Source organism: Kribbella sp. NPDC055110 (assembly GCF_053607525.1).
Genome location: NZ_JBSGTS010000003.1, coordinates 156,332 through 177,900, shown reverse-complemented (window position 1 = coordinate 177,900; position 21,569 = coordinate 156,332). Strand labels below are relative to the sequence as shown.

14 protein-coding genes are annotated in these 21,569 nt (G+C 67.7%); 7 read left to right on the top strand and 7 right to left on the bottom strand.

The window, feature by feature from the left end:
• Window positions 1-76: 76 nt before the first annotated feature.
• The 3 genes from ACWF0M_RS06805 to ACWF0M_RS06795 all read left to right on the top strand — a co-directional run bounded on the left by ACWF0M_RS06805 (window position 77) and on the right by ACWF0M_RS06795 (window position 7,811).
• Window positions 77-862: a CoA transferase subunit A gene (locus tag ACWF0M_RS06805; protein ID WP_452234650.1), complete on the top strand. Its 786-nt coding sequence runs from the start codon at window positions 77-79 to the stop codon at window positions 860-862.
• A gap of 108 nt (window positions 863-970) precedes the next feature.
• Entirely contained in the window at window positions 971-6,748 is a 5,778-nt protein-coding gene (locus tag ACWF0M_RS06800; protein WP_452234649.1) for an LPXTG cell wall anchor domain-containing protein, read from the top strand.
• 106 nt (window positions 6,749-6,854) lie between these two features.
• Entirely contained in the window at window positions 6,855-7,811 is a 957-nt protein-coding gene (locus ACWF0M_RS06795) for a hypothetical protein (RefSeq protein ID WP_452234648.1), read from the top strand.
• Here the strand turns inward: ACWF0M_RS06795 and ACWF0M_RS06790 are convergent.
• Genes ACWF0M_RS06790 through ACWF0M_RS06775 form a run of 4 tightly spaced genes read right to left on the bottom strand, consistent with a single transcriptional unit; the run spans window position 7,787 to window position 12,310 of the window.
• Window positions 7,787-9,142 carry a glycoside hydrolase family 32 protein gene (locus ACWF0M_RS06790; RefSeq protein ID WP_452234647.1) on the bottom strand — a complete coding sequence of 452 codons (1,356 nt, stop codon included), beginning with the start codon at window positions 9,140-9,142 and terminating at the stop codon, window positions 7,787-7,789. The genes ACWF0M_RS06795 and ACWF0M_RS06790 overlap by 25 nt on opposite strands.
• Window positions 9,139-9,978, bottom strand: a complete 840-nt coding sequence (locus ACWF0M_RS06785; RefSeq protein WP_452234646.1) for a carbohydrate ABC transporter permease — start codon at window positions 9,976-9,978, stop codon at window positions 9,139-9,141. Before ACWF0M_RS06785 ends, ACWF0M_RS06790 begins: the two co-directional genes overlap by 4 nt.
• Complete coding sequence (locus ACWF0M_RS06780; RefSeq protein ID WP_452234645.1) at window positions 9,975-10,907, bottom strand: carbohydrate ABC transporter permease; 933 nt, start codon at window positions 10,905-10,907, stop codon at window positions 9,975-9,977. The genes ACWF0M_RS06785 and ACWF0M_RS06780 overlap by 4 nt, the downstream gene beginning before the upstream one ends.
• Window positions 10,907-12,310 carry an ABC transporter substrate-binding protein gene (locus ACWF0M_RS06775; protein ID WP_452234644.1) on the bottom strand — a complete coding sequence of 468 codons (1,404 nt, stop codon included), beginning with the start codon at window positions 12,308-12,310 and terminating at the stop codon, window positions 10,907-10,909. Before ACWF0M_RS06775 ends, ACWF0M_RS06780 begins: the two co-directional genes overlap by 1 nt.
• A gap of 161 nt (window positions 12,311-12,471) precedes the next feature.
• Here ACWF0M_RS06775 and ACWF0M_RS06770 point away from each other — a divergent pair, with 161 nt between their 5' ends.
• The 4 genes from ACWF0M_RS06770 (at window position 12,472) to ACWF0M_RS06755 (ending at window position 19,489) form a co-directional block, all read left to right on the top strand.
• Entirely contained in the window at window positions 12,472-13,536 is a 1,065-nt protein-coding gene (locus tag ACWF0M_RS06770; protein WP_452234643.1) for a LacI family DNA-binding transcriptional regulator, read from the top strand.
• Entirely contained in the window at window positions 13,533-14,963 is a 1,431-nt protein-coding gene (locus ACWF0M_RS06765) for a glycoside hydrolase (RefSeq protein ID WP_452234642.1), read from the top strand. The genes ACWF0M_RS06770 and ACWF0M_RS06765 overlap by 4 nt, the downstream gene beginning before the upstream one ends.
• 830 nt (window positions 14,964-15,793) lie before the next feature.
• Window positions 15,794-17,338 (top strand): serine/threonine-protein kinase, encoded by a 1,545-nt coding sequence (locus ACWF0M_RS06760; RefSeq protein WP_452234641.1) that lies wholly within the window; start codon window positions 15,794-15,796, stop codon window positions 17,336-17,338.
• Between the two features lie 90 nt (window positions 17,339-17,428).
• Window positions 17,429-19,489 (top strand): endo-beta-N-acetylglucosaminidase, encoded by a 2,061-nt coding sequence (locus ACWF0M_RS06755; RefSeq protein ID WP_452234640.1) that lies wholly within the window; start codon window positions 17,429-17,431, stop codon window positions 19,487-19,489.
• A 5-nt stretch (window positions 19,490-19,494) separates the two neighbouring features.
• On the opposite strand, the gene ACWF0M_RS06750 is transcribed toward ACWF0M_RS06755, so the two are convergent.
• The 3 genes from ACWF0M_RS06750 to ACWF0M_RS06740 all read right to left on the bottom strand — a co-directional run bounded on the left by ACWF0M_RS06750 (window position 19,495) and on the right by ACWF0M_RS06740 (window position 21,170).
• Window positions 19,495-19,710, bottom strand: a complete 216-nt coding sequence (locus ACWF0M_RS06750; RefSeq protein WP_452234639.1) for a hypothetical protein — start codon at window positions 19,708-19,710, stop codon at window positions 19,495-19,497.
• Window positions 19,707-20,495: a COG4280 domain-containing protein gene (locus ACWF0M_RS06745; protein ID WP_452234638.1), complete on the bottom strand. Its 789-nt coding sequence runs from the start codon at window positions 20,493-20,495 to the stop codon at window positions 19,707-19,709. Before ACWF0M_RS06745 ends, ACWF0M_RS06750 begins: the two co-directional genes overlap by 4 nt.
• A gap of 102 nt (window positions 20,496-20,597) precedes the next feature.
• Complete coding sequence (locus ACWF0M_RS06740) at window positions 20,598-21,170, bottom strand: Chromate resistance protein ChrB (protein ID WP_452234637.1); 573 nt, start codon at window positions 21,168-21,170, stop codon at window positions 20,598-20,600.
• Window positions 21,171-21,569 lie beyond the last annotated feature (399 nt).

Here is a 21,569-nt window from a genome sequence, read left to right as displayed (position 1 = left end):
TTCATACTCTCAGAGTCTTGATCCAACGCATCTGAGTATTTCTCCCTATGGGTCGCAGCGGCCTACCGTCGAGGTCATGAGTCTTGACAAGGTCGTCGCCACTCCGGCCGAGGCGGTGGCGGACATCGCGGACGGTTCGAGCCTCGCGGTCGGTGGGTTCGGGCTGGCCGGGATTCCGTGGTTCCTGATCGAGGCGTTGCTCGAGCAGGGTGCGAGCGAGCTGACCGTGGTGTCGAACAACTGCGGTGTCGACGGCGCGGGGCTCGGTCTGCTGCTCGAACGCGGGCGGATCAGCCGGGTGATCGCGTCGTACGTGGGGGAGAACAAGGAGTTCGCGCGGCAGTACCTCGCGGGGGAGTTGACGCTCGAACTGACACCGCAGGGCACGCTCGCCGAGCGCTTGCGGGCGGGCGGCACCGGGCTCGGGGCGTTCTTCACGCCGACCGGGGTCGGCACGCTGGTCTCGGAAGGCGGGCTGCCGTGGCGGTACGCGCCCGACGGCACGGTCGCGGTCGCGTCGCCGCCCAAGGAGATCCGGACGTTCCAGGGCCTGGACATGGTGCTGGAAGAGGCGATCGTCACCGATATCGCGCTGGTCCGTGCCGCGGTCGCGGATCGGGCCGGCAACTGCCTGTTCCACGCGGCCGCGCGGAACTTCAATCCGATCGCGGCGATGGCGGGCCGGCTGACGATCGTCGAGGCCGAGCGGGTCGTCGAGGTCGGCGAGCTCGTACCGGACGCGATCCATCTGCCGGGCGTTTTCGTGCGCCGCGTCGTACCGCTGACATCCGAGCAGGCGGGCCGTAAGAGCATCGAGAAACGCACGACGCGACCGGCGGTGCGGGCCCGCGGCAACGAATGAGTACGACATTCAGTAGTTGATTGGTTACTCTGTGATCTGTTGTGTGGTATGCCTGCCTGGCGACCGCTGACAGAAACGGGGACTTCGGATGGCCGCTCGGGTGCGCAGTTGTTGCTTGCTCTGCTGCTCGTGGTGGTGTCCGGAACGGTGCTGACGGCAACTGCCAGGGCGGACACCGTGCGGGACTTCGGGAAGGTCTTCGGGGCGCAGACGAACGGCGCGGTCCGGATCACCGGCAACACCCTGCTGAGCTGCGACCGGACGTCCCCGACGTGTCGCGCGGCGCTGGCCGGCGGGAGCGCCAACGCGAACAACAACAACTGGACGATGGAGCCCGTGGACCTGGACTCCGACGCGTCCACCAAGTCCTCCTCGGGCGCGACGGTCGCCCTGCCGGCCGGTGCTCAGGTGCTGTACGCCGGCCTGTTCTGGGGCGCTGCCCGTGGCGCCGGCAGCGGCGGTACGGGGACCAGCGACGACGGTACGACGATGCGCCTGCGGTTGCCCGGCAACGCGGCGTACCAGACGGTCACCGCGAACCGGACCGACTACCTGAACACCGGGTCGAAGAACGACTACTCGTCGTACCTCGACGTGACGGACCTCGTGCGAGCGGGTGGCAACGGCGAGTACTGGGGCGCCGACGTGCCGACCGGGACCGGTGGCGACCGGTACGCCGGGTGGAGTCTGGTGATCGCGTACCAGTCCGCGGAGGAGCCGCTGCGGGACCTCAGCGTCTTCAACGGGTACGCCAAGGTGAGCAGTGGCGAGCCGGTGCGGACCAGCATCTCCGGGTTCCTCGCGCCGCCGAGCGGTGCAGTCAACGCGCGCTTCGGCAGCGTCACGTACGAAGGCGACGCCGGCATCACCGGTGACTACTTCGCAGTCAACGGCACCAGGCTCGCCGACGCGCAGAGCCCGTCGGCGAACTTCTACGGCAGCCGGATCACCGACGGCGGCACGAACCTCACCGACCGGACCCCGGCGAACGTGAACAACCTGGGCATGGACGCGAAGGTCGTGGACGCGGCCGGCATCCTGCCTAACAACTCGACGCGCGCCGAGCTGACCTTCGCGAGCACCGGCGACGTGTACTACCCGGCCGCGCTGACCACGCAGATCGACCTGTACGCGCCGACCATCCTCGGCACGAAGACGGTCCGGAACCTGGCCGGCAACGAGCCGGCGAAGGTTGGCGACACCCTCGAATACACGTTGAGCTTCAGCAACACAGGTGACGACGACGCGCTCAGGTCGACCGTTCGCGACGAGCTGCCGCCGAACACGACGTACGTGCCCGGATCGCTCAGTGTGGTGTCGGGTGCCGGCTCTGGCGCCAAGACCGACCAGGTCGGTGACGACCAGGCGGACTACACGTCTCGCACGGTCCGGTTCCGGATCGGCACCGGTGCGAACGCCACGAACGGCGGCCGGCTGAAGAAGAACCAGAGCAGCACGGTCCGGTTCCGCATGACCGTGGACCAGGCCGCGGCCGGTACGACGCTGGACAACGTCGGCCTGCTCGACTACACGGCCGAGACGCTGAACAAGCAGTACACGTACCGGACCGACGAGGTGCACACACCGGTCGCGGCGTCGGCGGACGTGTCGATCACCAAGACCGCGAAGCCGGACCCGGTGTCCGCAGGCGGTGAGCTGACCTACACGCTGGTTGCCCGCAACAACGGTCCGAGTGCCGCGCAGGACGTGACGGTCACCGACACGCTGCCCGACGGCGTCGAGCTGGTCTCCGCGACGCCCACACAGGGCACCTGCGCGTCGACAACTTGTCTCGTTGGAACCATCAGCTCTGGGTCAACGGCAACGATCACCGTGGTAGTACGTGTTGCCTCGTCGAGTCCCGCGACCAGCCTGACCAACGTCGCCACTGTGACCACCTCCACGTCGGACCCGAACCCGGACAACAACACCTCGTCGGTCACTACTGATGTGACTCGTACGGCGGACCTCTCGCTCGTGAAGTCCGTGGCCCCGACTCAACCGGCACCTGGTGAGTCCGTCGTGTTCACACTGGCGATCAAGAACGACGGACCGTCCGACGCAGAGCAGGTCCGCGTCGGGGACTCGGTACCGGCCGGCTTCACGATCACCGGCGTACAGTCCGCGGCCAACTGTTCGACAGCTGGTCAGGACGTCAACTGCACGCTCGCCAAGCTGGCAGCCGGGTCGAGCGTCGACGTACGGATTGCAGCGACGCTGGACGCCGGGTACCAAGGCGGTGCGCTGACGAACAGTGCGAAGGTCACGAGCGACACCCCGGATCCGGATGATTCGAACAATACCGGCACGGTGACTGTCACACCAGGTGCGGCTAAGGCCGACCTGGTCGTCGCCAAGGAGACACTGACCAAGCCGGTCGTTGCAGGCGAGCCGATCACCTACCGGATCACTGTGCACAACGACGGGCCTTCCGACGCGCACAAGGTTGTGCTGACGGACGTCGTACCCAGTGCGCTGACAGGTGTCACGGCGGACAGCTCCGCCGGGTCTTGCACGGTTGACTCGGCACAGGTGCAGTGCGCTGTGGGCACTCTGACCGCTGGATCTACCGCGACCATCACAGTGACAGGAACCGTTTCTCCCAAGGCAATCGGGCAACTCACGAACTCCGCTACGGCAACGAGCTCCACGTCGGACCCGGACACCAGCAACAACACTGGGCGTACGACGGACGACCTGACCGCAAGCGCCGACCTGGCGATCACGAAGACCGCTCAGCCCGTACCTGTGCAAGCTGGTCGTCCAGTGACCTACACGCTGACGGTGACGAACAACGGGCCGTCCGCGGCGCAGTCGGTGAAGGTGACCGACCCGGTGCCGTCCCCACTGCAGTACGCCTCGTCGACCACCTCCAGTGGCAGCTGTACCGAGGCTGACGGCACCGTCACCTGTGCTGTCGGCACCGTGGCGCCCGGCGACGTGGTGACCGTGACAGTGGTGGCGAACGTCCCGTCCGGCACTCCGCCCAACCAGCTCGACAACACCGCGACCGTCTCCTCACCCACACCGGACCCGGTCGACGACAACAACTCGGCGACATACACGCTGATGACCGGCGCGCAGGCGAACATCTCGATCACCAAGACCGCCTCGCCGGATCCGGTGGTGGCCGGAAAGGCGATCACCTTCACCCTGACGGTCCACAACGCCGGTCCGTCGGACGCTCACGGTGTCACCGTCGAGGACGACGTACCTGACGCTGTGACTGGGGTGTCGGCCTCGGCGACCGGTGGAGCGACCTGCACCGCGGCCAATGGCTCCGTGCGCTGCCTGGCGGCGACGCTGGCGGCCGGGGACAGCTTCGTGGTCACCATCAAGGGCACGGTTGCACCTGGTACTGCTCCCGGTGAACTCGTCAACACGGCCACGGCGACCTCGCGGACGCCGGCCGACCCGACCACGTCCGACAACACCTCAACCACCACCCCGTCCGTTCAGGCCCAGGCGGACCTGTCCGTGACCAAGACAGCGGCGGCAACGGTTGTCGCAGGCAACGAGCTGACCTATACGCTGGCTGTGCACAACGCCGGTCCGTCCGACGCCGTCGGCGCGGTCATCACAGACACGCTTCCGGCCGGTACGACGTTCGTCAGCGGAACCGGACCTGGTGGCGCCTGCACGCAGGATCCAGCCGTGTCGGAGCCGGTCGTCAGCTGCCCTGTCGGCAAGCTGGCAGCCGATGACGACGCCCAGGCCACCATCGTGGTGAAGGTCTCGCCGGACCAGCCGGCCGGGACCCTGGTCAACAGCGCGACCGTGAGCTCGCAGACTCCGGACCCGAGCGACCAGAACAACAAGGACTCGGTCGAGACCACGGTGACCACGGCCGCCGACCTGTCCCTCGTGAAGACCGTGCAGCCGTCGCCTCTTGTGGCTGGCGGCGAGGCGGTCTACACGTTGACCGTGCGCAACGCCGGACCTTCTACCGCGCAGAGCGTGTCTGTCACGGACACCGTGCCGGCGGGGCTGTCGGTGCTGGAGGCAACGAGTGCGGACGGCACCTGTACGACGGCCAACTCCACAGTGACCTGTGCGCTGGGAACGGTCGCAGCAGGTGGCAACGCGGTCGTCGTACTACGGGTCGCGGTAGCGGCTTCGCAGACCACGGCGATCACCAACACCGGCTCGGTGACCAGTGCGACGGCTGACCCCGATCCGTCGAACAACGACGGCTCGGTGAGGACCGACGTGGAGCAGGTCGCCGACGTCGAGGTCATCAAGACCAGCGACGAGTCGACCGTGGTGGCCGGTGGCGGAGTCACCTACCGCCTCACTGTGGTGAACCACGGCCCGTCGGACGCCACTGCGGTCACCGCAACGGACAGCCTGTCGACCAGCCTGTCGCTGGTGAAGGCGGATCCCAGCCAAGGTACGTGTACGACTACCGGTCAGACGGTGAGCTGTGCGCTCGGCACGATCGCCGCAGGCAAGGCGGCGACCGTACTCATCACGGCCGCGCTCGATCCGGCGTACCAGGGAACGTCGCTCACGAACACTGCGACGGCGACCTCTCCGGTGAGTGACCCGGACGAGAGCAACAACAGTTCCACGGTGACGACCCCGGTCGAGACCCGTGCGGACCTCAGTGTCACGAAGACCTCCGACCCGGCCGGGGTGACGCCGGGCAGTGCGTTCGACTACACGATCGTCGTCACCAACGCCGGTCCGTCGACCGCACGAGCAGTAGTACTGTCCGACACCGTGCCCGCTGGGCTCACGGTCAGCTCTGCGTCGAGAGGCTGCACCGTCGAGGGACGTGCGGTGCGCTGCGAGCTCGGTGACCTGCCGATCGGACAGGCGATCGTCTCGCTGCGCGTACGGCTGGCATCCGGGTACGACGGCGCGAGCGTCACCAACACCGCGACCGCGACGTCGCCGACGACCGATCCGCACCCGGAGAACAACTCCGGAACCGTGGAGTCGCCGGTGACGGCGCTGGCGGACCTGGCGATCACCAAGACCATGTCTCCGGCCGAACCGGTCTCCGGGCAGACGGTGAAGTACGTGCTGACTGTGAAGAACAACGGCCCGTCCGACGCCCGCATGGTCACGATCGCCGATGAACTGCCGCGCGGCCTCACCAAGGTGAGCACCACGGGCGGCTCCTGCACTCTGCTGCCTCCGGTTGCCGCCGGTGCGCTGGACGCTCCTGAGGCCGGGACGGTCCAGTGCGGTACAGCGTTGCTGCCCGAAGGGGCAACGATCGCGATCACGATCATCGCGACAGTGGTCCCCGGATTCACCGGCACGCTGGAGAACATCGCCCGCGTCGGCTCGTCCACGCCGGACCCGGTGATCGCCAACAACGAGGCGGAGGTCAGTGGCCGCACCACCCAGTCGGCGAACCTCAGCCTCCACAAGACCGCATCGGCGCCGAAGGTGATCGCCGGAAACACCTTGCGCTACGTCATCGCCGTACACAACACCGGCCCTTCCGCAGTGGTCGGCGTCACGGTCACCGACGTACTCGCGAACGGTCTCCGGCTCACCACCACTCCGAAGCACTGCACCGCGGACGGTCAGAAGATCGCCTGTGCGGTCGGTCGGATCGACCCTGGTACGACGGCGAAGGTGGTGCTGGACGTCCTGGTCGACGCGCAGTACGGCGGACCCTCGGTGACGAACGCAGCGAAGGCCGAAGCGACCACTCCGGATCCGGACCCGACCGACAACACCAGCACGGTCACCGTGACGGTCACTCCGCGTCAGCCCGGGCGGCCGACCCCGCCGCCGCAGAAGCCTGGGACCGAACTGCCGAACACCGGCAGTTCGGTCAGCCCGGGCCTGCTGCTCGCCGCCCTGGCGCTGATCGTGGCAGGCATCGGCATCCTCGCGGCGACTCGTTCCCGCCGGAGCCGCAGCTGAGCGGCGGGAGTTGCAGGTAGCTGCAACTGCCCTCGTCAGATGTCCGCAGGCCTGGCTATAGTCGGCGGAATCTCGAACTTCGAGACAATCTTGGAGGGGGACTCCGATGAAACTGCAGCGATTCGCGCTCGCGCTGGCCGGGGCCGGCCTGCTCGGCGCCGCGGCTGTTTCGGCGCCGGCGGCCGCCACCGGCCAGGCCGACCCGACGCCGTACTTCCCGGAAAAGACCGCCCAGCCACTGTCGGCGAAGGCCGCTGCTGCTGACCCGTGCGTCAGCGCAGTCGGCGTGCCGACCGCCGCGGGCACCATGCAGGAGATCGACGCGACGCCGGCGACACCGCCGCGGTCCATCAGCTACCAGTCGTTCCCGTTCGTCAGCACCCGCGCGGACGCGACCTGGTACTTCGCGACCAACGCCTCGCAGACCCAGTACTACTATTACGGCCTGCTGCTGCAGGCGGGGAACCTGTACCGGCACACGACGTACATCCCGAACGACGAGACGAAGCCGCCGGTGCCGACCTTCAAGAAGGTCGGAGCGGGCTGGAGCAGCTTCAAGTCGATCGCCACATCGAACTACAGCGTCGCGCAGCCACGGCACGCGTACCTGTACGGCCTGAACACGAACGGCAGCCTGTACCGGTACGCGATCGTCGGCGCCGGCTTCAAGGCGCTCGGCCCGCTGCCGGGCTTCCGCGGCTTCAAGGCGATGACGGTGATCAGCGAAACCGCGACGTACGACACGTTGCTGATGACAACGACCGCCGGGGCGCTCTACACCGTGCACATCCCGATCGCGGCCGGCGCCAAGCCCGTCCTGAAGCTGGTCCGCACCGGCGGATGGGCGCCGTACGAGTCCCTGGTCGCCCAGAGCTGCGGCACCCGCGGCGGCACGCTCCTCGTCGCCGTCGACCACGACAAGCAGGCCGCGTACCAGTTCGCGCTGAGTCACGCGAACGGCCGCTCGACCGCGCTCACGTCGTACGGCAAGATCCCCGGCGTCTTCAACGGCGTCACCCACGTATCACTCACCACCCACTACGACCAGTTGTTCGGCGAGTAGCTGGCGAGGGGCCAGAGGTGGGCGGTGGGTGGGGCTTGGATCCGCCAGGTGGGTGGGGTGGTTGGGTAGATGCGGGTGCTTAGGGCTCGGCCTGCGCTGGTGAAGATCTCCAGGGTTGAGCCGTCGAGGATGATTCGGGCGGCTGGGCGGTTGGATGTGGGGTCGAAGGCGTCTGCGACCTGCATGCGGTCGGCGTGGGCGTGGCGGTCCAGGCTGGCTTGGGTGCGGTCGACTGTCAGGGTGTCGGCGTCCAGTTCGATCAGCAGGCGTTCCTGCTCACTGAAGTGGATGACGACCTGCCCGGAGCCTTCCGGTACGACGATCTCGCACTGAGCACCCGTCGACGCACCAAAGGCGCGTGAGCCCTCACCGACGCGAAGTGTGTCGACCGTCGGCACGGGTGCACTGCGGAGCGACCCGTCCGGTCCGAGCCAGACGACTCGAGGCAGCGAGATGACGCCCGCCCAGTCGTCCGTCCAGGCCGGCCGGTCTCGTCCTTCGGTCAGCCACCCGAACAGCAGCGGCCCGAACCGGCTGTCCCGCAAGGCGGATGCGGCGTAGAAGTTGGTCCCGTGATCGACGCGCCGCGGAACCACGGGTACGTCGACATCGAACGACAGCACGTCAGCGGGTCCACCCTCGGGCGACCAGGACGCGACCACCGCGATCCGCCGGCCGTCGATCGTCAGCATCTGCGGGCATTCCCACGCGGCGCCGGTGTCGTGGCCGTCCGCGATGCCACGGGGCAGTTCGGCGAGCGGACCGGCGTACGTCCAGTTCTCGAGGTCGGTCGACCGGTACGACGGGAGGCTCGCCCCGCGGTCGACGTACCCGGCGCCGACGACCATCCACCAAGTGCCGTTCTCCCGCCAGACGAAGGGATCGCGGAACATGATCGCGGGCTCGGACGGATCAGGAACCACCTGGTGCGGCGGCCCGAACGAGGCACCGCCGTCGTCGGACACGGCGGTGAGCACCGACTGGTACGGGTGCGTCTCGATGTGGCCCGAGTAGAACGCGCGGACCCGTCCGTCGTCCAGGACCGTGTTGCCGGACCAGCACCCGTCGGTGTCCGGCCCGCCCGGACGCGGCGCCATCGCGGGCCGGTGCAACGTCCAGCGCACGTAGTCGGGCGAAGTCGCGTGCCCCCACTCGACGGGAACGTGCTGATCGAGTGTGGGCCGCGACTGGAAATAGAGATGTACGTCGTCGCCCACTTCGATCGGCCCGTTCGGGTCGTTGAGGTATCCGCGCGGCGGCCGGAGGTGGAACGCGGGGCGCAGGTGCGCCACCGCATCGGCCGATCGGGCTGCGGACTGGGTCTGGGTCACCGGGATGCTCCTGCCGTGATGCCTGCGATGAAGTATCTCTGGGCGAAGATGAACAGCAGCACGCTCGGCAGGATCGCCAGTACGACGCCGGCCAGCACGACCGAGATCGATCCGGTGCCGAGGTTCCCCTGCAGACCGACGAGCCCGAGCGGCAGGGTGAAGTTGTCCTGCGACTGCAGGAAGATCAGCGGCCGGTAGAACTCCGCCCAGAAGCCGGAGAAGTTCAGGATCGCGAGCGTCGCGATCGCCGGACCGGCCATCTTGGCGTAGATCATCAGGAACGTCTGGAAATGACCGGCGCCGTCGATCCTGGCGGCCTCGCCGAGCTCGCGAGGCATCTGCATGAAGTACTGCCGCATCAGGAACGTCCCGAACGCGCTGCCGAGTGCGGAGACCACCAGCGACAACGGGCTGTCGGAGAGTCCGAGGTACCGGATGATCACGAACACCGGGATGATGATCGTCTGCAGCGGCACCATCATGGTGGCCAGGAAGATCCCGAAGATCACCGAGCGCCCCGGGAAGCTGATCATCGCGAACGCGTACCCGGACAACGTGCAGGTGATGGTCTGGCCGACCACGATCAGCCCGGTGACGATCACACTGTTGAAGAAGAACCGGCCGATCGGGATCCGGTCGAAGACCGCGGCGTAGTTGGAGAAGTCCGGGTGCAGCGGGATCCACTGCGGCGGGTTGCTGAACGCCTCGGCCGGTGTCCGCAGCGAGGTCGTGACGGTCCACAACAACGGGCCGAGGGCAATCATCGCGGCGATCACCAGTACCGCGATGCCGCCGATCCGGCCGATCCGGGCGAGTGTTCCGGTGGAATCTGTCATTGGTAGAACACCAGCTTTCGTGCCGCGAGGAACTGCAGCCCGGTGATGACCAGGATCGCCACCAGTAGCACGATCGCGATCGCGGAGCCGTACCCGAACTGCAGGTTCTGGAAGCCCTTCTGGTACATCGAGATCGTCACCGTCGTGGTGGCCGATCCCGGGCCGCCCTTGGTCATGATGTACGGCTGGTCGAACAGCTGCATCGCGTTGATCAGGGCAACGACCGCAGCGAACAGGATCGTTGGGCTGATCAACGGAATCTTGATCCGGAACAGCGTCCGCAACGCGCCGGCGCCGTCGATCTGCGCGGCCTCCAGTACGTCGGTGGGCACCGACATCAGCGACGCGACGAACAGCACGAACGTGAACCCGATCTGCTGCCACACCGCGATCAGCACGATCGTCGCGGCCGCCCCGAAACCGCTGGTCAGCCACGGTACGTTCGGGATCCCGAGCAGGCTGAGGTAGTAGTTGACGACACCGAACTTGTAGTCGAACAGGTAGCCCATGAAGATCGACACGGCCGCCGTCGACGCGAGCAGCGGCAGGTAGAACGCCGTACGGAACAACGTCCGTACCCAGACGAGCTTGCGCTGGTTGACCAGGACGGCGAGCCCGAGCCCGATAGTCAGCTGCAGTACGACGATCGCGAGCGCCATCCCCAGCGTCACGCCGAACGACTTGAGCACCGGTCCGTCGGTGAACAGCCGCTGGTAGTTCTTCAGCCCGACGTACTCCGGTGTCGAGATGACGTCCCAGGAGAAGAACGACAGCCCCAGCGAGGCGACGATCGGGATCGCGGTGAAGATCGCGACGAACAGCACCGACAGCCCGATCATCGCGAACCCGAACCGCGCTTCTCCGTGCGACGACGGGTGACCGCGCCGCTTCACGACGGCTTCGCGCACCTCCGCGGTGACGGCGGTCATCAGCTCGCTCCTGCAGCCTTCTCGAGGTCGGACTGCAACCCGTCGAGCGCAGCCTTCGCGTTACCGGACGAGATCGCCTGGGTGGTGCGCTGGTTCAGCGCGGTCGCGAGTGCGTTGTAGTACGGCGGCGCCGGGATCGGGGCCGTGTCCGGGTGCTTGGTCAGCGTGTCGTAGAAGACCGACCAGTGCTTCGGCCCGGTCTTCGCGTACCGCGCGGCCGTCACCAGGGACTTGCGGCCGGGCGTGGTCACGTTGCCGGGGAAGACCAGGTCGAAGGTCTCCGGCTTCACCAGCAGCTTCAGGACCTCCCAGGCCAGGTCCTTCTTCTTCGACGACTTGAAGATCGCGTACCCGCCGGCGCCGAACAGGTGCCGCTGGCTCTTCCACTTCGGGAACATCGTGACGTCGAAGCTGCCGTTCTTCATCCCGGCGTTGGTCAGGCCGCCGGCCCAGAACCCGCCGCCGATCGACATCCCGATCCGGTTCGACGCGAACAGGCCCTGCAGCGTGCCGCCACCACCGACGTCGGGCGACGGCGACAGGCCCTTCTTGGTCAGCTCGATCATGTAGTTCAGCGCCTCGACGGTCGCGTCGGAGTTCGCGGTCGGTGCGCCCCACTTCCAGCCGCCCTTGCGGCCGGTGGCCGCCGCGTCACCGGCGTACGCCTTGCTCCACAGCCAGTCGCCGCCGTCGTACTTGCCCTCCTCGAGCAGGTTGGCGTTGTTCGCGTACATGAACGAGGTCCAGCTGCCCCACAGCCGGACCACCCAGCCGAAGGCGTTGATGCCCTTGAACTTGGCGATCTTGGTGGCCGCCGCCTCGAAGTCGTCGAGGGTCCAGTCCGCGCTCGGCGGTACGACGCCGGCGCGCTGGAAGAGCTCCGTGCTGTAGAACATGTTCCCGGCGTTGAAGCTGTCCGGGAGCTCCCACAGGTGGCCCTGGTACATCATCGACTCGACCAGGGCCGGGTGGATGTCGGCGAAGTACTCCTTCAGCGCGCCGAGATCCTTGGTGACGTAGTCGTCGAGCGGGACCGCCAGCTCCTTGGACGCCATCAGCTGCAGGCCCTCGGTGGCGACGCTGATGATGTCCGGCGGGGTCCCGGCGGCGATCTGGGTCAGCACCTTGGCCAGGAAGTCGTTCCAGTCGGTGCCGTTGATCGCGGAGATCTCGAACTTGATAGTCGAATCGAGCTTGGCGATCTGCGGCTGCAACCGGTTCTGCAGCTGGGTCGCCTGCGCCTGCTCGCCGAAGTACAGCATCTTCAGCGACTTCGACGAACTGCCGCCGTCCTTGCCGCAGGCGGCCAGGTCGGCCAGCGCGGCCAGCCCGAGACCACCGGCCCCGGCCTTCAGCAGCGTACGGCGGGCGAGCGAGCCTCCGGGCGGATGAATACCTGTCATGACGGTTCCTCCTTGACCGCTCGGGCGGCCCAGCGTGCCGCCCAATACGTATTGACCCGGGACGGTAGCAGCGGTGTACGGTGGGACGCAATACGTATTGGGCCGAACTGTGATAGTAAATTAGCTGCGGCGGTCAGGCCGCGCACCGTAAAGGGGGGACCATGGCGAAGCAGCCGGCCGGCCGGCCGAAACGCGTCACGATGACCGACGTCGCCCGCCGCGCGGGGGTGTCCCAACCGACCGTCTCGTTCGTGCTCAACGACCGCCGCGACGTCGCGGTCGCCGAGGAGACCCGGCGGCGGGTGCTCGAGGCCGCGGCCGAGCTCGACTTCGTCCCCAACCGCGCGGCCCAGCTGCTCCGGTCGAACAAGTCGTTCACCGTCGGCGTCGTGACCAGCGGAATCGTCTCCCAGCCGTACGCCGGTCTGATCGTGCTCGGCCTGCAACAGGTCGTCCAGCCGGCCGGCTACGTGTGCATGGTCGTCGACACCACCGACGACCCGGGTCAGGGCGACGACGCGGTCGCGAGCCTGGTCGGCCAAGGCGTCGCCGCGATCGTGTACGCGTCACTCGCGCCCAAGCCGCTGCACCGCAGCCCCCGCCTCGACGGGATCCGGACGATCTTCGTGAACTGCTGGCCCGAGGAGGGCCACGCCGACACGATCCTGCTGGCCGACGAGTACGCCGGTGGGCGCGCCGCGGCAGCGTCCGTGTTCGAACGCGGGCATCGCGAGGTCGCCTTCCTCGGCGGCATGCGGAACGACTACGCCTGCAAGGAACGTCGGCGCGGATTCGACGACGCCGCCCGCGCGGCCGGTCTGCGCCCGGCCGACCTCGCGCACCGGTACGGCACCTACCAGATCGGGAACGGGTACGACCTGGCGACCGAGGTGATGGCCGAGCACGCCCCGACGGCCTTGGTCTGCGGGAACGATCGAATGGCGATCGGCGCACTGCTCGCCCTGCACGCGCTCGGGCTCGAGTGTCCGCGGGACGTCAGCATCGTCGGCTTCGACGACCAGCCCGACGTCGCGGACCAGGTCCGGCCCGGCCTGACGACCGCTGCGCTGCCGCACCTGATGCTGGGTCGACGGGCGGGCGAGTTGGTGCTGTCCCCGCAGGAGGACGCGCCTTCGCGAGTGATCGTCGACTGCGAGCTGATCGAGCGCGAGTCGGTCGGCGACCCGCCACGCCGGCGACCGCGGCCCCGGGCGACCGCGAAATGATCCATTGGCGCCCGTCGTCGGGCTTCGTCGGCGATGTGATCCCGTTCAGTCACGCCGGGCGGATCTGGTTGTTCTACCTGCTGGACGAGCGTCCGGAGGATCCGGCCGCCGGTGCGAGCGGGATGCCGTGGGCGTTGGTGTCCACCACGGACTTCGTGCAGTACACGGACCACGGCGTCGTACTGCCGGCCGGGGATCGCGATGCTGTCGATTTCGACTGCTACACGGGCAGTGTGGTGGCGGACGGTTCACAGCTGCACCTCTTCTACACCGGGCACAACCCGCGGCGCGGGGACGCGGACGGCGCCTTCCAGGTGGTGTGCCACGCGGTCAGCGACGGCGATCCGACGCGCTGGACGAAGCTCGCCTCGCACACTTTCGGTGCACCGCCTGGTTATGTGCCGCAGGACTGGCGGGATCCGTTCGTCTACCGGACCGCAGCCGATCAGCCGTGGCAGATGGTGCTGGCGGCGCGGTACGTCGATACGCCGGATCGCCGGTGTGGCGTCGTCGCGCGGTTGACGTCGACCGACCTGGAGCAGTGGACGATCGCTGAGCCGTTGTGGGAGCCGCACCGGTTCATCACGCAGGAGTGCCCGGACGTGTTCCAGTGGGGCGACTGGTGGTACCTGGTGTACTCCGAGTTCACCGATGCTTTCCAGACCCGCTACCGGATCGCGCGCGGTCCGGACGGTCCGTGGCTCGCGCCGGGTCGCGACACCGTCGACGGACGGGCGTTCTACGCGGCGAAGTCGGTCTCGTTCCAAGGATGCCGGTTCTTCATCGGCTGGATCCCTACAAAACAAGGTGATTCGGACGCCGGCCCGTGGCAGTGGGCAGGCGATCTCGCCGTACTCGAAGCACATCAGGAGGACGACGGGACGCTGGCCTTCGGGCTGCCCGCGGAGGTTGTGGCGGCGTACGACGACGTACAGGACGTCAAGCTGTCACCGCTGGACGGCGCAGACCCCGAGCCGGGGCAGGGAGCGATCGACCGGTACGCCGCCTGGATCGGGGAGGTGGCGCCGGAGCGGTGCCTGATTTCGTTGACGGTCGACGTTGCGGCCGGCACGCAAGCGTTCGGGCTGCTACTGCACGCCAGCGCCGACGGCGAGGACGGTACCGTCGTACGCCTAGAGCCCCAACGCAACCGCATCGTCCTGGACCACTGGCCCCGCGGCCGCACCGGCCCAGCCCAATGGCAGGTAGACGGCGACATCCCACACCTCGTAGAACTCGAGCGCCCCTGCCCCCTCCCACCCGGCCGCCACACCGTGCAGGTCCTACTCAACGACACCACCGCCCAGGTCGTCATAGACAACCGAGTGGCCCTAACCTTCCGCCACTACGAACAGGCCGCAGCCCACGTCGCCCTCTTCGTCACCGACGGCACAGCCAACCTCGCAGAACTCACAATCTCCACGTAACAGGTCCGAGTCGGCCAACGACGCCGGCTATCCGGCTCTTGTGACTGGTGTGTGGGTGGTCGACGGGTTCCGGGGCGGTGCCGGGCTTGGTGTGATGTGCACGCTCGACAGGAGGTGTCGGGTGGCCGGGTAGTGCACCTGAGCGTGAACGCGTCCGTGCGTACACCGTCTCGCGGGTGCACTACCTGTCGAGCGTGCACATCACCCCGCCGCGAGCAGCCGTCCCGCCACCACCCGATCACCCAGCCGGCAAGACAACATCCACCCGTCCGGCAGGAGACCGGATATCCCCTGGCGTTGTGGGTTCTCCCCTCTAACACCAACAGAGAAGCCACAACACCATCGGATATCCCCTCGTGTGCGAGGGCTCTTGTCGCGCCCACCTCGGGGGTCGGCCGACGGGATGGACCGGGCGGTGCATGCCTGGTGCGGTGCGTGGTGCGGTGCGGTGCGGGCGGTGGTGCGGGCGGGCGGTGGTGCGGTGCGGTGCATGCGGTGGTGCGGTGCGGTGCATGCGGTGGTGCGGGCGGTGGTGTGCTGCGGTGGGACTGGAGACAGGAGCTGGTGGGCGGAGGCGGGAAATGTCGGGTTCCGGGTCTCCACGGCCTGTTGCGAGTCTTCGGATGGCGCCACCGACGCCTGCACATCTGACCGGAGCGCGGGATAACCCAGCGTCTGTACGAGGCGGGGGCCTTGTCGGTCGGCGAGGTGATCGCGGGCAGGGCGGGGCGTTCGGCAGGACGTGAGGTAAAAGCGGTCATCTGGTGGCGGCGGCCCTTACCGCCAGTAGTGTGAGCCGCTCGGTCTGTCGCGTTGTGCTGGGGTGAAGTGTGAGAAGTGGTGAGCTGATCGCCGGGCGGTACGAGCTGATCGAGCGGCTCGGGCGCGGTGGTATGGGTGAGGTCTGGACCTGCCGGGATCGCGAACTGCACCGCGAGGTCGCGGTCAAGTTGCTTGCGCTCGACGAATCCGTGCCCGACGGGGCGGCGGAGCGCTTCGTGCGGGAGGCCGTCGCCGCGGCGCAGATCAACCATCCGAACGTCGCCGCCTTGCACGACCGCGGCGTCGACCAGGATTACCTGTTCCTGGTGATGGAACGCGTCGACGGTACGACGCTCACCGCACAGCTGCGTGATTCCGGGCCGCTGCCGCCCGGCCGGTCACTCGAGATCGCGCAGGAGATCTGCGCTGCACTGGTCGCCGCGCACAAGGCCGGCGTCATCCACTACGACATCAAGCCGCTGAACGTGATGCTCACGGCGGACGGCCGGGTGAAGGTCGTCGACTTCGGCATCGCCGGCTTCGTCCAGACCACGTTCACGGTCGCGCGATCCGCGGATCTGCCGATCGCCGGCACCCCGGAGTACGGCGCTCCCGAGCAGTTCAGCACCGACCGCGGCGACGAGCGCTCCGACCTGTACGCGCTGGGCGGCGTGCTGTTCACGTTGCTCACCGGCCAACCGCCGTACGGCGGTCCGAACGGGTTCGCCGTGGTACGCCGGAAACTCGCCGAAGACGCCCCGTCCGTCGCCGAACTCCGTCCCGGCCTGCCGCCCGCGGTCTGCCGACTGGTCGACGACCTGCTCCGCCGAGATCCCGGTGAACGCCCGCAGTCGGCCGCCGAGGTCCACGACCGCATTGCACGCCTCCGCTCGGCCCTCGACACCCTGGACCTGTCCGACACCGAAACCGTCGTCGACCCGAGGTCCGAACCGCTGCTGACGAGGCGACTCCCCGTGGAGGACGCGTTCGACATCACCTGGCCGGGAGAGGTGCGGCACAAGCACACCCGGTACGCCGTGGCGCTGGTCATCCTGTGGAGCCTGGTGGTGATCGCGCTGGTCGCCGCGTACTACCTCCCGGACAGCGCGGGTGACACCCCGAACGACGCCAGCCCGCGGGAGATCGCCCTCGCTGCGTCCGGATTCATCGCGTTGGTGGCGGCGCTTCCGACCACACTCGGTTCGATCTTCGAACGCCGGCGGATCGCCCGCGCTCGTCCGTGGTCGCTCCGGATCGACGCGGACGGCATCACGACCGCGGACGTCGATTTCGCGACCCCGGCCTCCGGTCCGTCCGGACGCCGCCGCTTCCGCTGGACCGACATTGAGACAGTCACTCTCGAACGGGTCACGGTCTCGGGCCAGCCCGGGAACCAACACCCTGCATTGTGCGTCCGGTTCGCCTCCGAGACCGCGCACTCGTTCACGAGCCAGCCCGCAGGCTGGGGCTACTCGAGGTTCAAGCAACCCTCCATGAACGACGGGTGGAAGGCCCTGTGCATCCTGGGCCCGATCGACGAGCTGCCGCACGACGAGCTCACCCAAGCCCTCGACCGGCACGCCGGCGCGCGCTGGCATCCGGAGATCGACTGACGGTCCGCAAAACCAGTTCAGCTCTTTTGTTGAAGGGATCTCGCTCCTATGATGCTGGGCAAACTAAACCGGTATATCTGAGGAGCGGCGATGACCAAGGTTTCCCGGCGGACGCTGATCACGGTGGGAGGTGCCGGGCTGGTGGCGGCGCTGGGTGGGGTCGGTACGACGGCTTCCGCTGCGGCGGCCGGATCGGCAGCGCCGAAGCCCGGGTCGGGCGGGATCCCGCCGGGACCGTCGACGTACGGATGGAATCCGGCGGACCTGCTCGACTTCGACCCGAAGACCCACCCGTGGGCGCGGCACCTGCGCTGCCTGGTTCCGCTGGCGCCGCGGATCGCACCGTTCGCGCCGACCCAGGCGCATCCCGACCTGGATCCCGGCGTCCGGTTGTCGACGCTCAGCCTGGACGACGCCGGCACGATCTACGAGGGCCGCAACCAGCCGATCGGGCTCGAAGGACATGTGTACACGCAGCGGTTCTGGCCGTACATCGACGTCTGGGGCACGTGGCACGGTCAGGTGCTGCCGTCGGTGCCGAGTGACGTGGTCGCCGACCCGAGTGCGCCCGGCCGGAACTACGGCGTCATCGACATCCCGAATCCGGGCTGGACCGAGGCCGCCCACAAGAACGGCGTGAAGACGATCGGCGGCTGGTTCTGGCCGCGCACCGGCGTCGACTTCGGCGAGTTCCTGGTCCAGGCCGCGGACGGATCGTTCCCGGTCGGCGACAAGCTGATCGAGATCCGCCAGTACTTCGGTTTCGACGGCCTGTTCATCAACCAGGAGGCGTCGATCACCGCCGCGCAGGCCGGGAAGTTGCGGGACCTGTTCCGCTACCTCAAGGCCCAGGACCCGGACTTCTACCTGCAGTACTACGACGCGGACCTGCCGAACGGCAACCTCGACTACCAGAACACGCTGAACCACAAGAACGTCCCGTGGCTCGGCACGCCGGGTGATCCGATCGTCGACTCGATCTTCATCAACTACGGCTGGCCGTACGTCGACGCGGATCTGAGCGGCAGCGCGACGACCGCGACCGCTGCCGGGTTCGACCCGCGTCAGGTCGCGTTCGCCGGCGTCGAGCACCAGCAGGGCGGCTTCAACCCGGAGGAGAGCTTCACGGACTACGCGTACCCGGGCCACCCCGGTCCGACCTCCGTCGCGCTGTTCGTCGAGGACCAGTACTGGGCCACCGCCGCGAACTCCGGTGCTACCTCAAACCCCGAAGGACGGGCGAAGTACCGCGACCTCGAGCAGCGGTTCTGGTCCGGCCCGACCGGCAACCCGGCGACATCCGGGCGGATCGAGCCACGCACACCGCCGTACCGGACGGATGTCCTGAACTACAAACGCTGGGACGGCATCGCGCACGGCATCGTCGAGCGGTCGCCGTACGGCGCGCTCCCGATCGTGACCACCTTCAACGTCGGCGTCGGCAGCACCTTCTACCTGGACGGAAAGCGTGTTCGCGACGGCGGCTGGGACAACCAGGGCTGCGCTGACCGGGCGCTGACGTGGCAGTACTGGACCGAAGGCGTCACGGTCACCCTCGACGAGAGCACGGCGTACGAGGGCGCGCACAGTCTCGCGCTTACGGGCAGCGGCGTCGTCCACCTCTTCAAGACCGACATCACGCAGGCCGACCACACCGAGGTCCGGATCGTCGCGCAAGGCCTGTCGACGATCGAGCTCGGCGTCACCCGCCGTACCGCACCGGACCGCATCTCCTGGACTCGGCTGACCCCGATCCGGCGAGCGTCGGGCTGGACCGAGTACGGCGGGCGGGTGCCCTGCGACGACGACCGCATCGCGCGGATCTCCTTGCGTACCAGCGGATCCGGCCACCTAGGCAAGGTCCTGCTCACCGACGCGCAGTCCCTCAACAAGACCCCCGCCCGTCCACGATCCTTCGCCGTAGCCGACGAAGGACCCGGCACCGGCACCACCCGCCACCTGAGCTTCACCTGGTCCAGCCAACCGGACGCCACGGCGTACGACGTACTCCAAGGCAACCGCTGGCTCGGCCGCGTCCACCGCGACGCCTTCTTCGCCGAATCCGTCGACCTCACCAAGGGCCGCACCTTCCAACTCGTCCCGATCGCCCCCAACGGCAACCGCGGTACGTCGGCTAACAGCCACCTGTGACGAGGTCAGCGTTTCTGGCGGACGTCGATCGCGAGGGTGATGGTGAAGGCGGTGAGGATTGCGACGGCGCCGATCAGGGTGAGGGCGGTGTCGTTGAGGGTTGTGGTGAGCATGACGGCTGTCAGGACGGCGAGGGTGGTGACGACGGCGGCGGCGAGCTTCCAGTCGTCGCCGATGATGAAGTCGTACCAGAACTGGCCGAAAGCCTTGAGATACTTCACTTCTGGACCTCCACGGGTACGGCGGGTGTCGCGACGGCCGGTGTACGGAGGACCGCGATCAGGATGCGGCTGAGGAGCAGCCAGGCGGCCAGCAGGACCAGGATCATCAGGTCGTGGCCCGGCCACGCGAGGCTCTCGCGTCCGTTGCGGAAGATGCCGATGCCCTCGATCGACCAGTACGTGCCGAACGAGGCGAGCAGCAGGCCGACGGCGTACTTGAGCAGGTTCTCGTTGATCATCGACAGCGGTCGGCGGAGTGCGACGGCGATGCCCAGTACGGCGACGACCGCGGCCGCGGCGCCCGCGGCGGCGACCGGGATGTTGTTCGCGTTCAGGCCGAAGGTCAGCACGATGAACACGACCTCCATGCCTTCGAGGAAGACGCCCTTGAACGACACCATGAACCCGAACAGATCCAGGCTGCCCTTCGAATCGCCGGCCGCCTTGGCCGCCTCGACCTCGTCGCGATAGATCGCGTCCTCGTCGTGAACCGCCTTGCGTCCCGACGATCTGAGGATTGCCTTGCGCAACCATTGCAGTCCGAAGATCAGCAGCAGACCGCCGATCGCGAGCTGCAGGGCCGCCTCCGGAAGCCAGCTCGTCAGCGCGTAGCCGGCGGCGAGCGTGACCACTGCGAGCAGGCCGAGTGCTGCGAATGTCCCGGCCAGCGCCGACCGCCAGCCGCGGGTGTACCCCATGGCCATCACGATCGTGGTGGCTTCCACCATCTCGACGAAACACGCGACGAACGTCGCGATGATCAGACCCCATGTTGCCGCGTTCATCTACCTAGCCTCTCGGAAGCCGATGAAGCACATGCTACATGAAACGCTAGTTACATCCATGGGTGGGTGTCAACGGCCCGGGGAACGGACCGCTCCGGTGGGTCAGGCTTGGCCCTCGGTGCGTTCGTACACGTCGGCCTCGAACTCCTCGAGGAGCCGCTCGCAGTCCGCGACCTTGCTCCGGGCGAGTTCTCTGCCGTCGGCTCCCATCCAGTCGCGGCCCTCCACCTTGGCGAGCCAGCGGCGGAGCTTCTCCAGGTCCTGCCGGATCTCCTCGGTCTCCTCGAAGGTGTAGTTCTCCCGGAAGCGCTCGAACTCGATCTCCTTGACGAATTTGGTGTCGCACTCCTCGACGATCTCGGCGTACTCCTTGGCCGACTGGCTCCGGAATCCTTCGACGAACTGGTCGCGGACGTCGTCCTCGACGTCGGTGAGGGTGAGGAACACGCTCGAGCCGCCGAGTTCGGTCACCCGCCCGCGCACCTTCTCCAGACCGGTGCGCAGATCTTCGCGATCCGGCAGTACGCAGACCGCCTGCTGGACGTAGAACCCGCCGAGGCGCTTGAGCTCCCGCCACACGGCCACGCGCGCCCGGGACGAATCGCTGGGCACCTTGTAGATCAGCATCAGCCAGCTGTCCGGGGTGCGCGATGTCGTCTGTCGGGTGGTCGCCATGACGAACAGGCTATACAGCTCTCCTGTCCGATGTGTGGGTGAATTGCAGGCCCGTGAGACAGGTTCTGGTGGGCCGGAACCTGGTATTCCCTCCCCGCAGCCCCGAGAAGGTGTCTCCCCCTCGGCAACCGTCCGCCCGTGCTCACGGTACTCACCGTGCGGACGCAGCCCGCCGAAAGCTGCAGGTCGACAGTACGTATACGTCTACTACCTGCCACCGCGCGCCGGGCGGCGGGCTGGATCGCCGGTCAGTGGACGTATACGTACTGTCGACCTGCACAAAATCCACCGCGCGAGCCCGATCCAGCAGCACCCACGGCCAACACCCCCGGCCCCTCGGTCACACTGACCCACGCATCCAACACAAGAGCCGGTCATCCGCTGCCTCGGGCGACAATG